The following is a 16,356-nucleotide window of genomic DNA, read 5'->3' as shown; positions in this document are numbered from 1 at the left end:
CGCCATGGCCGTGCCGTCCGCCGCGTCCGCGGGCACGGCCAGCGCCCGGTCGCCCAGGGCCGCCGCGACCGAGCGCAGCGGCTCGGGGCGACGCCCGGTGAGCACCACCGCGGCGCCCTCGGCGACCAGGCGGCGGGCGACCGCCGCGCCGATGCCGGTGCCCGCGCCGGTGACCAGCGCGACCCGGTCGGTGAACTTCATGCGTTGCCTCCAACGACGGCGAGGACCGCGTCCGCGACCTCGGCGGGATCGGGTGAGCAGCGGGCGGTGACCGAGCGGACGCGGACGTCCGGCGCGTCCACCGCCCGCACCAGGCCGCGCACCCCGAGCGCGGCGGCGGCGCGGTGCGGCAGGTGCGGGCAGGCGGCGACCACCGCGACGACCACCCCGCCGCGCATCACCCGCAGCGCCGCGCGCACCGCGTAGAAGGCGCCGTCGAGCTGCGGGCCGAGCACGGCGTGCCACTCCTCGTCGGTGACCTCCAGGGCGGAGCGCGCCGAACCGGGGCACGCGGGCTCGGGCGCGGTGGCGACCAGCACGTCCAGCCTGCCGTACCGTTCGACCACCGCGTCCACGGCGGACTCCAGCTGCGCCGGGTCGCCCGCGTCCGCGTGCACGGCCATGCCGCGCCACAGGTCGCCGCCGACCAGGTCCACCGCCGTGCACCCGTCCAGCGCGGCCACGCGCACGCCCGCCGCGTCCAGCCGCCGCGCCACCGCCGCGGCGACCCCCGACGCCGCGCCGGTGACGAGCGCGACCCTGTCGTCCCTCCACATGGGGCGGACGCTAGATCCCGCCGGCCCGTCGTCCGAGGGGGTCGGCGCGCGGGGTGCGCCCACCGTCAACGGGTGTTCACACCGGGGCAACCCCGAACCGCGGCGGCGCCAGGTCGCCCACCGCCACGTGCACCACGCGCAGGTCGCTGTAGAAGTCGATGCTGTGCGCGCCGCCCTCCCGGCCGACCCCGCTGGCCTTGATCCCGCCGAACGGCGTGCGCAGGTCCCGGACGTTGTGCGAGTTCACCCACACCATCCCGGACCGCACCGCCCGCGCCACCCGGTGCCCGCGCGCCAGGTCGGCCGTCCACACGTAGCCGGCCAGGCCGTACCGGGTGGCGTTGGCCAGCGCGACCGCCTCCTCCTCGTCGGCGAACGGCGTCACGCACACCACGGGTCCGAAGATCTCCTCCTGGAACACCCGCGCGTCGGCGGGCACGTCCGCGAACACCGTGGGCGCCAGGAAGTTCCCGGTCGGCAGGTGGGCGGGCCGGTCGCCGCCCGCGACGAGCCTGGCCTCCCGCTTCCCGACCTCCACGTACCGCATCACCCGCGCGTGGTGCTCGGGGTGGATCAGCGCGCCGACCTCGGTGCCCGGGTCGGACGGCAGCCCCACCCGCACCGCGGCGGCGCGCTCGGCCAGCGCCGCCACGAACCCGTCGTAGACCTCGCGCTGCACCAGCACCCGCGAGCCGGCGGTGCAGCGCTCGCCGTTGAGGGAGAACACCCCGAACACCGCCGCGTCCAGGGCGCGGTCCAGGTCCGCGTCGGCGAACACCACGCACGGCGACTTGCCGCCCAGCTCCATCGACACCTCCTTGAGGTGCCGCGCGGCCGAGCGCATGATGACCTGCCCGGTGCCGCTCTCGCCGGTGAACGACAGCCTCGGCACGTCGGGGTGCTCGACCAGCGCCGCGCCCGCCTGCTCGCCGATGCCGTGCACCACGTTGACCACGCCGTCCGGCACGCCGGCCTCGGCCAGGATGCCGGGCAGCAGGCTCGCCGACAGCGGCGACCACTCGGCGGGCTTGAGCACGACGGTGCACCCGGCGGCCAGGCTCGGCGCGAGCTTCCAGGTCTCCAGCATGAACGGCGTGTTCCACGGCGTGATCAGGCCCGCGACCCCGGCGGGCTGCCGGATGGCGTAGTTGACCTGCCGGTCGCCGACCAGGAACGCGTCCTCGTGCCGGGCCACGATCACGTCGGCGAAGTAGCGGAAGTTCTCCGCCGCCCGGTGCGCCTGCCCGCGCGCCTGGGTGATCGGCAGGCCGGTGTCGAAGCTCTCCAGCTCGGCCAGCTCGTCCGAGCGCGCCTCGACGGCCTCGGCGACGCGCACCAGCACCCGGGCGCGCTCGCGGGCGGACAGGCGGGGCCACGGCCCCTCGGTGAACGCCCGGCGCGCCGCGGCCACCGCCAGGTCGACGTCGGCCGCGCCGCCGGCGGCGACCCGGCCGTACTCCCGGTCGGTCACCGGGTCGGACACGCCGAAGGTGGCGCCGTCGACGCTGGGGACGTCCTTGCCGTCGATGTGGTGCAGCAGGCTCTTCATGCGGTGGCTCCCGAGGTGACGAGCAGGTCGGCGGCCTCGGCGCGCAGCGCCGCGATCCGCGCCAGGCCGGCCGGGGACGGTGCGACCAGCGGTGGCCGGACGTGGCCGCTGGCGATGTGGCCGAGGTCGGCCAGGACGGACTTGGCGGGCGCGGGGTTGGTCTCCACGAACAGCAGCTCCACCAGCGGGTGCAGCCGGTAGTGCAGGTCCAGCGCGGCTTCGTGCTCGCCCGCGGTGTACAGCTCGTACATGCGCGCCACGGCGGCCGGCGCGAGGTTGGCCAGGGCGCTGACGAACCCGCTGCCGCCGATCGCCAGCAGCGGCAGGCACAGCAGCTCGATGCCCGACCACACGAGGAAGTCCCGCCCGCACCGGTGCAGCACGTGCGAGAAGTGCTCGAAGTCCTTGGTGGTCTCCTTGATGCCCACGACGTTGTCGTGCGCGCGGCGCAGCCGGGCCACGGTCTCGGGCGCGATGTCCACGGCGGTGCGCGACGGCACGTTGTAGATCACCACCGGCAGGTCGGGGAACTCCCGCGCCACCCGGTCGTACCAGGCGAACAGCCCTTCCTGGGTCGGCCTGCTGTAGTACGGCGTGATGACCAGCGCGACGTCCGCGCCGAGCCGGCGCGCCTCGTCGGTCAGCTCCAGCGTGTGCTCCAGCGTCGCGGCGCCGGTGCCGGGCAGGAACGGCAGCTCGTCGGCGGTCTCCTCGGCGACCACCCGCATGGCGGCGACGCGCTCCGTCACGGTGAGGGCGCCGGGTTCGCCGGTGGAGCCGCCGGTGGAGATGCCGTGCGAACCGGACGCGCGCTGCCAGCGCACCAGGGCGCGCAGGCTGTCGGTGTCCAGTTCGCCGGAGGCGGTGAACGGGGTGACGACCGGCGCGATCGAACCGCGGATCGCGGCCGGGTCGGAGCGGAACCTCATGACGGGAACTCCCCTGGGAGCGGGGCCGCGGACCTGGCGTCCACGGCCCGGAGGGTGGTGAGCTTGTGCTCGCGGGCGAACCGCTCGACGGTGTCGGCGGGCGCGCCGGCGCGCAGCAGCCGGACCAGCTCGGCGTGCTCGGCCACGGACTCGTGCGCCCGGCCGGGCACCAGGTTGAACGTGGTGCGCCTGCTGCGGTCCAGCCGCGCCCACTCGGCCGCGACCAGCTCGCGCAGCCGGGGGTTGGGCGAGGCCGCGCACAGCAGCAGGTGGAACTCGCGGTTGAGCCGGGTGAAGCCGAGGGGGTCGAACCGGTCCAGCGACGCGCGCATGGCCTCGTTCAGCTCCTCGGCGCGGTCCAGGCGCCCGGCGGTCATCCGGCCGTGCGCGACCGCGTGGCCCTCCAGCAGCGCCAGCGCCTCCATGCCGTGCCGGTACTCGTCCGGGTCGATGCCCGCGACCTGCGCGCCGACGTTGGGCTCGAACACCACCCAGCCCTCGGCCTGGAGGCGGCGCACCGCCTCGCGCACCGGCACCGGGCTCACGCCCAGCTCGCGCGCCAGCCGGTCGAACACCAGCCGCGCGCCGGGCCCGTACTCGCCGTCGGCGATCCGGTCGCGCAGCACCTCGTAGGCGTACTGGGTCTTGGAGCGGACCGGCGCGCTCACGGGACCCACCGCTCGTACTCTGCGCGCTTGGCGGGCCCCAGCGGGTACAGGCCGTCCACGGGCTCGCCCGCGGCGACGCGCTCCAGCACGAACCGCTCCTCGCGCTCCTGGGCCACGGCGTCGGCGGCCACCTCGTCGACCAGCGCGGGCGGGATGAGCAGCACGCCCTCGGCGTCGCCGACGAGCACGTCGCCGGGCCGCACCAGCACGCCGGCGCACGCCACGTCCACGCCGACCTCCCAGGGCACGTGCCGCCTGCCCAGCACGGCCGCGTGCGCGCCGCCGCTGTAGGCGGGCAGGTCCAGCTCGGCGAACGCGGGGCTGTCCCGCAGGCACCCGTCGGTCACCACGCCCGCCGCACCGCGCTTGAGGGCGCGCAGGGCGAGGATGTCGCCGAGGGTGCCCGCGCCGCGGTCGCCGCGGGCGTCGATCACCAGCACCTCGCCCGGCCCGATGGACTCCACGGCCCGCTTCTGGGCGTTCATGCCGCCGCCGCGCTCGGCGAACTGGTCCTCGCGCAGCGGCAGGAACCGCAGCGTGTGGGCCGTGCCGACCAGGCGCAGGTCGGGGCGGGAGGGCCGGAGGCCGGTCAGGAAGGTGTGGTGCAGGCCGCGCTTGCGCAGCTGCGAGGACAGGGTCGCGGTGGACACCCGGCCCAGTGCCCGCCGGGTCTCCGGCCGGAGGGCGGGCGGCGCGCCGCCGACGGCCAGCGCCCGGTCCGCCGGGGTGGCGCGGGGCCGCGCGCCCGGCGCGGGCAGCTCGTCGGCCTCCACGACGGTGTTGCGCAGCGGCTCGGCGTCGCCGACCGCCACCTCCACCACGTCGCCGGGACCCACCGCGGTCGCGCCGGTCGGCGTGCCGGTCAGGATGACGTCGCCGGGCTCCAGCGTGACGGTGCGGCTCAGGTCGGCGATCAGGTAGCCGAAGTCGAACAGCAGGTCCGCGCTGGTGGCGTCCTGGACCAGCGTCCCGTTGACCCACGTGCGCAGGCGCAGGTCGCGCAGGTCCACCCCGCGCGGGTCGAGCAGCACCGGGCCGACCGGGGTGTAGCCGTCCGCCCCCTTGCTGCGCAGGTTCGAGCCCCGGTCGGCGTGGCGCAGGTCGTGCACGCCGAAGTCGTTGGCCGCGGTGACGCCGCCGATGAACCCGGGCGCGTCCGCGCGCGACACCCGGTGCGCCCGCCTGCCGATCACCAGCGCGATCTCGCCCTCGAACGCGGACAGCTCGGTGCCGCGCGGGCGGACCAGGTCGCGGCCCGTCCACGACAGCGACGAGGGCGGCTTGAGGAAGTACGAGGGCTCGTCGGGGAACCGGCCGCGCTCGGCCGCGCGGCAGCGGAAGTTCAGGTGCACTGCGATGATCTTGGTCGGCGCCAGGCCGAGCGGGTGGCTCATGCCCGCAGCCGGTCCGGGACCGGGAAGTCGACGATGACCTGGCCGGTGCCGCTGCTGGGGAAGTAGTCGCACAGCTGCTCGCCGCGACCGGTGTAGGAGTCCCAGCCGAGGATGCCGAACAGCATCGCGGTGTCCGCCATGGCGGCTTCGCCCGCGCACCGCTCGTTGTAGGCCGGGAGCGCTTCCAGGAACTCCGGGACCCGGCCCTCCCGCCACTGCTCCAGCACCCGGCGGTCGGCCTGCTCGTTGAACGGGTCGCTGATCCGGTCCAGGTACTGCGACGACACCTCGTTGGGCGGGAACTGGTGCGACAGCGAGCCGCTGGCCAGGAACGCCACCTTCCGGTCGCTGCGCAGCGCGGCCCGCGCGATCGCCTCGCCCACGTGCCGGTTCTCCTCGACGGTGGAGTGGATGTTGCAGCCCACCGGCACCACCGCGAGCGGTTCGTCGTCGCGGTTCATGAAGTGCATCGGGACCAGCGTGGCGTACTCCAGGCCGAGGTCCTTCACGTCGTGCACCATGCCCTTCTGGCCGCCCGCGGCGATCTCCTCGCCGATCAGCCGCGCCAGGTCCGGTGCGCCCGGGTAGTCGTACTCCAGGTCGCGGATGAAGTGCGGCAGCTCGTGCGAGGCGTAGCTGCCCCGGTGCCTGGCCTTGCCGTTGACGTGGAAACCCATGCTGTTCATCCAGTGCGAGTCGGCCACCACGAACGCGTCCGCGCCGCGCTCGCGGGCCCTCCTGCCGACCTCGGCCAGGCCCAGTTCGGCGGGCCGGCGGATGCCGTGGTGCCTGCCGGGGTTGATCGACAGCCAGATCGACGGCACGTGCGTGATCTTGGCGGCCAGCACGACCTCACCCACGGTCACCTCCAGATCTCGGATCGTGTAGCGGATCGAATACGATCGCCGCGCGACGGCCCCTCGGGTCGGCGCTCAACCAGGTCTAACAGGGACCCGAGGTCCGCTCCTTGGCCAGGCGCGCACGGCGGTTGACGCCCGGCGCACCGCGGCGGGGACCGGGAAGCCGGCCCTTGACGCGCCGGGGCCGGCGGGGTGAGGGTGCTCGTCACCCGGTGTCACCGGGTTCGGGAGGCGACCATGTCCTACGCGCTGAGCACGGCGGAGGTCCCCGCCGCGCAGCGGTTCGACCTGTGGCAGTCGGCGGTGTCGCGGGCGTTCGTGCCGCTGGAGGCGTCCACCGGCGCGCCGTCGGGGTTCCGGGGCCGGCTGCGCGGCCAGAACCTGGGCAGCCTGGCGGTGTACGAGGCGTCGGCCGACGCGCACGCCGTGCGGCGCACCACCCGGGCGATCTCGCGCTCCTCGCCGGAGTTCTACAAGCTGAGCCTCCAGCTGCACGGCACCGCCCGGCTGAGCCAGGACGGGCGGCAGGCCGCGCTGCGACCGGGCGACTTCGCCATCTACGACACCACCCGCCCGTACAGCCTGGCGTTCGAGGACTTCTCCTCCACGCTGGTGCTGATGTTCCCGCGCGACATGCTGGTGCTGCCCAGCGGGCACGTGGCGTCGCTGACCGCGGTGCGCTTCGGCGGCGGGCAGGGCGTCGGCGGCATCGTCAGCACCACCCTGGTCCAGTTGGCGCGCAACCTCGACGACCCGGCCGTGCACGGCAGCGTCCGGTTGGCGCGCAACGTGGTCGACCTGCTCGGCACCGCGCTGGCCGACCGGCTGGACTACCCGGACGTGCCCGCCGAGTCGGCGCGCGCGGCCCTGCTGACCAAGATCAAGTCCTATGTGGAGGCGAACCTGGAGGACGCGGGCCTGTCGCCGGGCGACATCGCCGCCGCGCACCACATCTCGACGCGCTACCTGCACAAGCTGTTCAGCGAGGCGGGCACGACGGTCTCGGCGTACCTGCGGCACCGGCGGCTGGAGCGGTGCGGGCAGGACTTGGCGAACCCGGCCAAGCACCGGCTGTCCATCGGCGTGATCGGGGCGCGTTGGGGCCTGGTGGACGCCTCCTACCTGAGCCGCGCCTTCAAGACCGAGTACGGGCTGTCGCCCTCGGAGTACCGGAAGCGGTCGGTGGAGCACCGGACGAGCTGACGGGACACCACCCCCGCCCACCCGCCGTCACCCGTCCGCCACTGCCGCCCGCACCCCCGCCGCCCGCCCGTCACCCGTCCGGCCGCACCCGACCCCGGCACTTCAGCCACATGGCCCGGTTAGACGGCTGTGTAGTTCAGGGAACCCTGCTCGTGACCCGACGAACAGGAACGGAGCACCTCCGATGAACGTGACCCGGGAACTCGTGGCCGGTGGCGCGGACGAGTTCATGACCGTCCGGCACCTCGTGGTGTCGGGCAGCCAGTCCGAGGTCGGCCGCGCGCTCGCCGAGGAGGCCAGGGGCCGCGGCTGGCGGCCCGTGCCCGCCGACCCGACCGTCGGCCGGGCCCGCCGCGCCTGGTTCGAGGACAACTGGCCGCAGCACCACGCCCGCCTGGTGGGCGCCGCAGAGGTCGTCGGCGTGCCGCCGGAGGCCGACGACGTCCACCTGGACGGGCTCACCAGCCTGCCCGCCGGCTCGGCCTGCTCGGCCACGTGGAGCGCGCCGTCGAGGACCACCGACGGGCACACGCTGGTCGGCCGCAACTACGACTTCTTCACCCTCGGGCAGCGGCAGCTCGTCGCGATGATGTCCGGTGACGAGGGGCCGCGGGACGAGCCGCCGATGTCCTCGCGCCCCTACGTCATCACCAGCGTCCCCGACGACGGGCCGGCCACGACCGTGGTGACGATGAACGAGCTGGACGGCTGCATGGAGGGCATCAACGAGCACGGGCTCGTGGTCGTGCTGCTGGTCGCCGACGCGGAGAACACGAGCGCGCCCGTGCAGGCCGGGCCGCAGGTCGGCATCAGCTCGGGCCAGCTGCCCCGGTTCGTGCTCGACACCTGCGAGGACGTCGAGCAGGCCAAGCAGGCGCTGCTGACGGCCAAGCAGTACGACCTGGGCACGCCGCTGCACTACCTGGTCGCGGACCCGTCCGGCCGGGCCTTCGTCTGGGAGCACGGCCACGGCGGTGTCGAGCACATCGTCGAGGCCGACGGCGAGTCCCTGAGCGTGACCAACCACCCGCTCCACCGGCGGCCCGACCCGGCCGACCCGCCCCGGGACACCGAGCAGACCATGTTCACCCACGAGCGCCTGGAGAAGCTGGGCAGGCGGGTGGCGTCCGGCCCGATGTCGCCGGAGCGGCTGCGCGCGGCCCTGGACGAGGTGCGGTTCGACGGGCGCAAGGCCGCGGGCTCCCCGCTGCGCACGCTGTGGCGCACGGTCTTCGACCTCGACGACCGCACGATGGCCACGCGCTTCTACCTCGGTGACGCGGCCGACGGCGCACCCCGGTACAGCGAGGAGGTCGTCTTCCGGCCGGCCCTGGGCTGACGCGCGGCGCGCAGGCGGTCAACTGCCGTGCGCTCCTGGCCAACGGGGCGGCGCGGTCGGTCGCGCATCCTTCTCGGCATGCGGACCACCGGCCTGTTCATCGGCGGCGAGTGGGTTGACTCGACCGCGTCGTTCCCCACCACCGACCCGGCTTCCGGCGAGGTGCTGGCCCACTGCGCGGAGGCGTCCGACGCCGACGTGGACGCGGCCGTCGCCGCCGCCGGGTCGGCGTGGCCGGCCTGGTCGCGGGTGCCGGGCGCCGAGCGCGCCGCCCTGCTGTGGCGGTTGGCCGACCTGGTGGAGGCGTCGGCGGACGAGTTGGCCACCCTGGAGACGCGCGACCAGGGGCAGCCGCTGGCCGTGGCGCGCGGCGTGAGCGTGTCGGGCGCGGTCGCGCACCTGCGCCACTTCGCCGGGTGGGCGGACAAGCTGGACGGCGCGGTGCGCTCGGTGTCGTTCCCGGGCACGCTCCAGTTCGACCGGCGGGAACCGGTGGGGGTGTGCGCGCTGATCGCGCCGTGGAACTTCCCGCTGATGATCCTGGTGTGGAAGCTGGCGCCCGCGCTGGCGTGCGGCAACACGGCAGTGCTCAAGCCCGCCGAGCAGACGCCGCTGACCGCGGTCCGGCTGGTGGAGCTGTGCGCGGCGGCCGGTTTCCCGCCGGGCGTGGTCAACCTGGTGACGGGCGGGCCCGCCGTGGGTCGGGCTCTGGTGCGGCACCCCGGCGTGGCCAAGGTGTCGTTCACCGGGTCCACCGAGGTGGGGCGGGAGATCGTCGCCGCGTCGGCGGCCGACCTCAAGCGGGTGACCCTGGAGCTGGGCGGCAAGACACCGACCGTGGTGGCGCGGGACGCCGACGTGGACGCCGCGGTGGCCGGGACGGTGGCGGGCGGGCTGCTCAACAGCGGCCAGGTGTGCGCCGCCTACGCCCGCCTCTACGTGGACTCGGCGCGGCGCGACGAGTTCACCGCCAAGCTGGCCGACGCGGTGTCGAGGCTGCGGCTGGGCCCCGGCCTGGACGCGGGGACCGACCTGGGCCCGCTGGTCAGCGCCGAGCACCGGGCGCGGGTGGACGGGTACGTCCGGGGCGCGGTGGGCGCGGGCGCGGCCCTGGTCACCGGCGGCGCCCCGGTCGGGGGTCCGGGCCACTTCTACCGGCCCGCGGTGTTCGGCGACGTCACCGACGCCATGGCGATCGCGCGCGAGGAGGTGTTCGGCCCGGTCCTGGCCGTGCTCGGGTACGACGACGAGGACGAGTTGCTGCACCGGGTGAACGACTCGCCGTACGGCCTGGCCGCGGCGGTGTGGAGCGACGACCTGCGCACCGCGCACCGGTTGGCGGACGGGATCCGGGCGGGCGCGGTGTTCGTGAACATGCCCTGCGTGCCCGACCCGGCCGCGCCGTGGGGCGGTTTCCGCACCAGCGGCTGGGGTCGGGAAATGGGCTCGTACGCGTTGGACGCCTACACGGAGGTGAAAGGCGTCTGGATCCATCACGGCGCCCCCGTTACCGCCCAGTAGGGGCGGTTGTCCACCCTCCGAAGTGCGTACCGCCCTTCGGCCCATCCGGCTGTTGCCCCGAACGGCCCCGCCCCTTGTCGTCATAGGGGTGTGGGTTGCATCACACTTTCCACTCTGTGCGTAATACTTCGGTGTCAACGTGATGACGCGGTCGTGTCCGCCGGAGAACCGCGTTCGGGTTCGGGTGGAGAACACCGCAGATCGGCGCGGCTTTGTCGGAAAGCAACAAGGGCCGCCCTTGACATGTTCACATTCGTGAGGACATGGGTTCGGGGCGTTGACCGCACGGACCGAAGTGCCTTCACTACTCCACGTCATCGGGCCTGCCGCAGCGTGCCGTCGGGAGTAATGAATGGTCGACCGTTCCGATCTCGTCATCGCGGTGAACCCGGTGCACAGGCCCGCGCCCCGGCTGACCGCCGTCGTCGCCCGCGCGGGCGGCCTCGGCGTGCTGGAGCTGCCCGCGGCCGACCCGCGAGCGGCGGCCGACGCGCTGGAGCTGGCCGCGCGGTGGACCCCCGGGCCGTTCGGCGTCCGGGTCCGGCCCGGCTGCCCGGACGTGGAGCTGCCCGCGAACGCGACCACCGTGCTGCTCGCCGACCCGACCCGGGACCCGGGCGGGTTCCCCGGCCGCCGCGTGCTGGTCGAGGTGACCGACCTGGACGAGGCGCGCTCCGCCGTGGCCGCGGGCGCGGCCGGGCTGGTGGCGCGCGGCCGGGAGGCCGGCGGCCGGGTCGGCGAGCTGAGCACCTTCGTGCTGCTGCAGCAGGTGCTGGCCGCGGTCGACGTGCCCGTGTGGGCGGCCGGCGGCATCGGACCCCACACCGCCGCCGCCGCGGTCGCCGGCGGCGCGGCGGGCGTCGTGCTCGACACCCAGCTCGCCCGCTACCCCGAGGCCGGGCTGCCGCTGGAGGTCACCGCCGCGCTCGACGGCCTCGACGGGTCGGAAACGGTGCTGCACCGGGGTTACCGCGTGCTGCGCAGGCGCGGACCCGGCGTGCCGGACCTGCCCGCCGAGGGCATCGCGGACCGGCTCGGGGCCGACGACCCGCGCGAGCAGTTCCTGCCGGTGGGCCAGGACGTGGCGCTGGCGACGGTGTTCGCCCGCCGCTGGCGCACCCCCGGCGCGGCCGTGCGCGCGGTCCGCGACGCGGTGCTCGCCGCCCTCGCCGACGACGCCGCCCCCGCCGTGCTCGGACCGGGCTCCACCGGCGCCCGCCACCTGGGCACCGCGCTGCCGGTCGCGCAGGGCCCCATGACCAGGGTCAGCGACCGACCCGGCTTCGCCGCCGCGGTGGCCTCGGCGGGCGGGCTGCCGTTCCTCGCCCTGGCCCTGTCCGGCGCGCCGCAGACCCGCGAGCTGCTGGAGCGCACCCGCGACGAGCTGGGCGACGCGCCGTGGGGCGTCGGCGTGCTCGGCTTCGCCGCCGAGGACGTGCGCACCGCGCAGCTGGAGGTGGTGCGGGAGGTCCGGCCCACCCACGCGATCATCGCGGGCGGGCGGCCCGCCCAGGCCGCGGACCTGGAGGCCGCCGGCATCGCGGCGTTCCTGCACGTGCCCTCGCCCGGCCTGCTCAGGCAGTTCCTCGCGGCCGGCGCGCGGCGGTTCGTGTTCGAGGGCGCGGAGTGCGGCGGCCACGTCGGGCCGCGCAACAGCTTCCCGCTGTGGGAGTCCCAGGTGGACGTCCTGCTCGACCACCTCGCCGCGGGCGGCGCGGGCGAGGAGCTGACCGTCCTCTTCGCCGGCGGCGTGCACGACGAGCGGTCCGCCGCGATGGTGGCCGCGCTCGCCGCGCCGCTGGCCCGCGCGGGCGTCGGCGTCGGCGTGCTCATGGGCACCGCCTACCTGTTCACCGCCGAGGCCGTGGGCACCGGGGCGATCGGACCGGTGTTCCAGCGGCAGGTCGTCGCCGCCGAGCGCACCGACCTGCTGGAGACCGCGCCCGGCCACGCCACCCGGTGCGTGCGCAGCGGGTTCACCGACGAGTTCACCGCGCTGCGGGAACGGCTGCGCGCGGACGGCGTGCCCGACCGGGACGCGTGGGAGCGGTTGGAGCGGTTCAACGTCGGCAGGCTGCGCCTGGCCAGCAAGGGCCTGGAGCGCGTCGGCGACGAGCTGCGCCCGGTGGACGAGGACCGCCAGCGGGCCGAGGGCATGTTCATGGCGGGCGAGGTGAGCGTGCTGCGCGACGCCGTCACCACGGTCGCCGACCTGCACGAGTCGGTGGGCGCGTCCGCCGCCCGGTGGCTGCGGGACCGCGCCGGCGCGGTGCGCGCGGCACTGGCCGAACCCGTCGTGGCCGAACCGGCGCCCGCGCCGCTGCGCGTGGCCGTGGTCGGCATGGCCTGCGTGTTCCCCGGCGCGCCCGACCTGCCCTCGTTCTGGGCGAACGTGCTGGCCGGCCGCGACTGCGTCACCGAGGTGCCGGCCGAGCGCTGGGACCCCGAGGTCTACTACGACCCCGAGGGCGACGGCGAGCGCACCCCCTCGCGCTGGGGCGGCTTCCTGCCGCGGATCCCGTTCGACCCGCTGGGCTACGGCATCCCGCCCGCGTCGCTGGGCGCGATCGAACCCGTGCAGCTGCTCGCGCTGGAGGTCGCCCGGCGGGCCCTGGTCGACGCCGGCTACCCGCACACCGAAGCGGACCACCGCCGGACCTCGGTGGTGTTCGGCGCGGAGTCGGGCAGCGACCTGTCCAACGCGACCACGCTGCGCACCGTGCTGCCCTCCTACCTCGGGCAGGTGCCGCCCGCGCTGGACGGGCAGCTGCCCCGCCTGACCGAGGACTCGTTCCCCGGCATGCTGGCCAACGTCATCGCCGGGCGCGTGGCCAACCGCCTCGACCTCGGCGGCGCGAACTACACCGTGGACGCCGCGTGCGCGTCCTCGCTGACCGCGGTCGACGTGGCGTGCAAGGAACTGGTCACCGGCACCAGCGACCTGGTGGTGTGCGGCGGCGCGGACCTCCACAACGGCATCAACGACTACCTGCTGTTCTCCTCGGTGCACGCGCTCTCGCCCAGCGGCCGCTCCGCCACCTTCGACACCTCGGCCGACGGCATCGCGCTGGGCGAGGGCGTGGCGTGCGTGGTGCTCAAGCGGCTGGACGACGCGGTGCGCGACGGCGACCGGGTCTACGCGGTCATCGACGGCGTCGGCAGCGCCAGCGACGGCCGGGCCCTGGGCCTGACCGCGCCGCGACCCGAGGGCCAGCGCGCCGCGCTCACCCGCGCCTACCGCAACGCCGGCATCTCGCCCGCGCGCGTCGGGCTGGTGGAGGCGCACGGCACCGGCACCGTGGTCGGCGACCGCACCGAGCTGAAGGTGCTAACCGAGGTCTTCGCCGAGGCGGGCGCCGAGCCCGGCTCGTGCGCGCTCGGCTCGGTCAAGTCCCAGATCGGGCACACCAAGTGCGCGGCGGGCCTGGCCGGGCTGATCAAGGCCGTGCTGTCGGTGCACCACGGCGTCAAACCGCCCACGCTGCACCTGCGCGAGCCCAACGAGGCGTGGGAACCCGGGCGCAGCCCGTTCGCCTTCCACACCGCGGCGCGGCCGTGGGCGGCCGAGGCGGCCGACCGGGTCGCGGGCGTGAGCGCGTTCGGGTTCGGCGGCACCAACTTCCACGTGGTGGTGCGCGCCCACGAGCAGGCGCCCGCCGCGCACGCGCTGGACCAGTGGCCCGCCGAGCTGTTCGTGTTCCGGGGCGCGGACCCGGCGGCGGCCCGGCGCGCCGCGGCCGAGCTGCTGGACCACGCGCCCGGCGCGCGGCTGCGCGACCTCGCGCTGCGCGCGGCGACGCGGGCGGACGTGGCGGCGGCCCGCGGTGAGCGGGCGTGGCTGGCGGTGGTGGCCGCGGACGTGGACCAGCTCCGCGCGGCGGTGGCGGGGGAGCGCGCCGAGGGCGTGTTCCACGCCGACGGCGAACCGACCGGCCAGGTGGTGTTCCTCTACCCAGGCCAGGGCAGCCAGCGGCCGGGGATGCTGGCCGAGCTGCTGGTGGCGTTCCCCGAGGCGCAGCGGCACCTGAGGCTGGGCGCGCGGTGGGCGGACGCGCTGTACCCGCCGGCGGCGTTCGGCGAGCGCGCACTGGCCGAGCAGGTCGAGCGGATCACCGACACCAGGGTGGCGCAGCCCGCGCTCGGCGTGGTCGAGCTGGCCGCCACGGACCTGCTGGCCGGGGTCGGCGTGCGGCCGGACGCGGTGGCCGGGCACAGCTACGGCGAGCTGGCCGCGCTGGCGGCGGCCGGGGTGTTCACGCCGGCCGACCTGCTCGCCGCGAGCGCCGCGCGCGCCGACGCGATCCTGGACGCGGTCCGCGACGGCGACCCCGGCGCCATGGCGGCGGTGTCCGCCGACGCCGCCCGCGTCGAAGCCGTGCTCGGCGACCTCCCGGTGGTGGCGGCCAACCGGAACTCGCCCCGGCAGACCGTGGTCTCCGGGCCCTCCGACGCCGTGGCGCGGGCCGTCGGGGCGCTGCGCGCGGCCGGGCTCGACGTGAAGCCGGTGCGGGTGGCGTGCGCCTTCCACAGCCCGCTGGTGGCGGGCGCGGGCGAGGCGTTCGCGCGCGTGCTGGAGGAGCTGCCGCTGCGCGAACCGACCCTGCCGGTGTGGTCCAACCGCACCGCGGGCGCCTACCCCGCCTCGGTGGCCGGGGTGCGCGCCGAGCTGGCCGCGCAGATCGGCGCGCCCGTGCGGTTCGCGGAGCAGGTGGAGGCCATGCACGCGGCGGGCGCGCGGGTGTTCGTCGAGGTCGGCCCCGGCCGGGTGCTCAGCGGCCTGGTGGACGCGGTGCTCGGCGACCGACCGCACCGGGCGGTCCCCCTGGGCGACGGCCTGGTCGGCTTCCTCACCGCCCTGGCGCGGCTGGCCGTGGCGGGGGTGGACGTGCGCACCGGCCCGCTGGTGCGCGGCCGCGACGCGGTCGACCCGTCCGCCGCGCCCGCCGCGCCGGGGTGGACCGTCGACGGCCACCTGGTGCGCCGCGCGGACGGCACGGTCCAGCCAGGAGCACTGCAACCCGCCCGACGTGTCACGGAGGCGTTCGTGCCCGAGCACCACACCCCCGCTCAGCACACCACCGCGGCGTCCTCCGACGCCGTGATCGCGGACTTCCTGCGCACCAGCCGGGAGCTGATCGCGGCGCAGCGGGACGTCCTGATGACCTACTTCGGCGCGTCCGGCCAGGTGCCCGCGGTCCCGGCGCCGCCGGTCCAGGTGGCACCGGTCCAGGTGGCACCGGTCCAGGTGGCACCGGTGGTCGAGCCGGTGTCCGTCGCGGTCGTCCCCGAGCCCACCCGGCCGGTGGACGTGCTGGGCACGGTGGTCGCGGTGGTGGCGGAGCGCACCGGTTACCCGGTGGAGATGGTCGAACCCGGGCTGGACCTGGAAGCGGACCTGAGCGTGGACTCCATCAAGCGCGTGGAGATCGCGGGCGACCTGGCGGCCCGGCTCGGGCTGCCGCTGGACGGCACGACCGGGCTGGACGACCTGGCGAAGGCGCGCACGGCGGCGGGGCTGGCCGAGGCCCTGTCGGGCCTGCTCGCCGCGCCGGTGGCCGCCACGCCGGTGGACGTGCTGGGCACGGTGGTCGCGGTGGTGGCGGAGCGCACCGGTTACCCGGTGGAGATGGTCGAACCCGGGCTGGACCTGGAGGCCGACCTGAGCGTGGACTCCATCAAGCGCACCGAGATCGCGGGTGAGATCGCGGCCCGGCTCGGGCTGGACCTCGGCGACGGCTCGGGGATGGAGGCGCTGGCGGCGGCGCGCACGGCGGCGGCCATCGCGGACCTGGTCGGCGAGCGGGTGGCCGCCGGTTCTCCCGCCGCTCCCGCGCCGGCCGGCCTCGCGCCCGCCGGTCCCGCCGCCACGCCCACCGGCTCCACCCCGGCCCTCACCGGCCCCTCGTCCACCTCCATCGACCTCGCCCCCGCCGCCGCCTCCACCCCGTCCTCCGCCCCGGAGGCCGTGGTGGTCGCCCCGAAGCGGCTGGTGTTCGAGGAGTTCGAGCTGCCCGCCCCCTCGCTCGACGTGCGCGGCACGCGGGTCGTGCTGATCGGCGCGGGCTCGGACGAGGTCGCCGCCGGGCTGCGCGCGGCCGGTGTCGAGGTGGTCCCCGA

At 75.8% G+C, this 16,356-nt stretch carries 11 protein-coding genes; 4 read left to right on the top strand and 7 right to left on the bottom strand.

All coding sequences use genetic code 11. The annotated features are described in order from the left end of the window. The 7 genes from ACFV4N_RS27815 to hpaD form a co-directional block, all read right to left on the bottom strand. The coding region (locus tag ACFV4N_RS27815) for an SDR family NAD(P)-dependent oxidoreductase (RefSeq protein WP_499675556.1) at nt 1-201 on the bottom strand (201 nt) is incomplete at its 3' end. Further along, the gene (locus ACFV4N_RS27810) at nt 198-776 is read right to left on the bottom strand and encodes an SDR family NAD(P)-dependent oxidoreductase (protein ID WP_499675555.1); all 579 of its coding nucleotides are present in this window, start codon (nt 774-776) and stop codon (nt 198-200) included. The genes ACFV4N_RS27810 and ACFV4N_RS27815, both read right to left, overlap by 4 nt. 76 nt (nt 777-852) lie before the next feature. Further along, nucleotides 853-2,325, bottom strand: a complete 1,473-nt coding sequence (gene hpaE / locus ACFV4N_RS27805) for a 5-carboxymethyl-2-hydroxymuconate semialdehyde dehydrogenase (RefSeq protein ID WP_499675554.1) — start codon at nt 2,323-2,325, stop codon at nt 853-855. Then, nucleotides 2,322-3,254: a 4-hydroxy-tetrahydrodipicolinate synthase gene (dapA, locus tag ACFV4N_RS27800; RefSeq protein ID WP_499675553.1), complete on the bottom strand. Its 933-nt coding sequence runs from the start codon at nt 3,252-3,254 to the stop codon at nt 2,322-2,324. The genes hpaE and dapA overlap by 4 nt, the downstream gene beginning before the upstream one ends. Beyond that, nucleotides 3,251-3,922: a GntR family transcriptional regulator gene (locus ACFV4N_RS27795; protein ID WP_499675552.1), complete on the bottom strand. Its 672-nt coding sequence runs from the start codon at nt 3,920-3,922 to the stop codon at nt 3,251-3,253. The genes dapA and ACFV4N_RS27795 overlap by 4 nt, the downstream gene beginning before the upstream one ends. After that, nucleotides 3,919-5,316, bottom strand: coding sequence for a fumarylacetoacetate hydrolase family protein (locus tag ACFV4N_RS27790; protein WP_499675551.1), 1,398 nt, complete (start codon nt 5,314-5,316; stop codon nt 3,919-3,921). Before ACFV4N_RS27790 ends, ACFV4N_RS27795 begins: the two co-directional genes overlap by 4 nt. Then, the gene (hpaD, locus tag ACFV4N_RS27785) at nt 5,313-6,182 is read right to left on the bottom strand and encodes a 3,4-dihydroxyphenylacetate 2,3-dioxygenase (RefSeq protein WP_499675550.1); all 870 of its coding nucleotides are present in this window, start codon (nt 6,180-6,182) and stop codon (nt 5,313-5,315) included. Before hpaD ends, ACFV4N_RS27790 begins: the two co-directional genes overlap by 4 nt. Before the next feature lie 231 nt (nt 6,183-6,413). On the opposite strand from hpaD, the gene ACFV4N_RS27780 reads away from it, so the two are divergent. The 4 genes from ACFV4N_RS27780 to ACFV4N_RS27765 all read left to right on the top strand — a co-directional run. Next, complete coding sequence (locus ACFV4N_RS27780; RefSeq protein ID WP_499675549.1) at nt 6,414-7,379, top strand: AraC-like ligand-binding domain-containing protein; 966 nt, start codon at nt 6,414-6,416, stop codon at nt 7,377-7,379. Between the two features lie 184 nt (nt 7,380-7,563). After that, nucleotides 7,564-8,718, top strand: a complete 1,155-nt coding sequence (locus ACFV4N_RS27775; protein WP_499675548.1) for a C45 family autoproteolytic acyltransferase/hydrolase — start codon at nt 7,564-7,566, stop codon at nt 8,716-8,718. A gap of 78 nt (nt 8,719-8,796) precedes the next feature. After that, nucleotides 8,797-10,239 (top strand): aldehyde dehydrogenase family protein, encoded by a 1,443-nt coding sequence (locus ACFV4N_RS27770; protein WP_499675547.1) that lies wholly within the window; start codon nt 8,797-8,799, stop codon nt 10,237-10,239. A 352-nt stretch (nt 10,240-10,591) separates the two neighbouring features. After that, nucleotides 10,592-16,356: beta-ketoacyl synthase N-terminal-like domain-containing protein (locus ACFV4N_RS27765; RefSeq protein WP_499675546.1), on the top strand; the 5,765-nt coding region annotated here is incomplete at its 3' end.

Origin of the sequence: Actinosynnema sp. NPDC059797 (genome assembly GCF_042732085.1) — a bacterium.
Taxonomy (GTDB): Bacteria; Actinomycetota; Actinomycetes; order Mycobacteriales; family Pseudonocardiaceae; genus Actinosynnema.
Note: the sequence above shows the minus strand (reverse complement) of the source record. Positions and strands in the feature narration are given on the sequence as shown.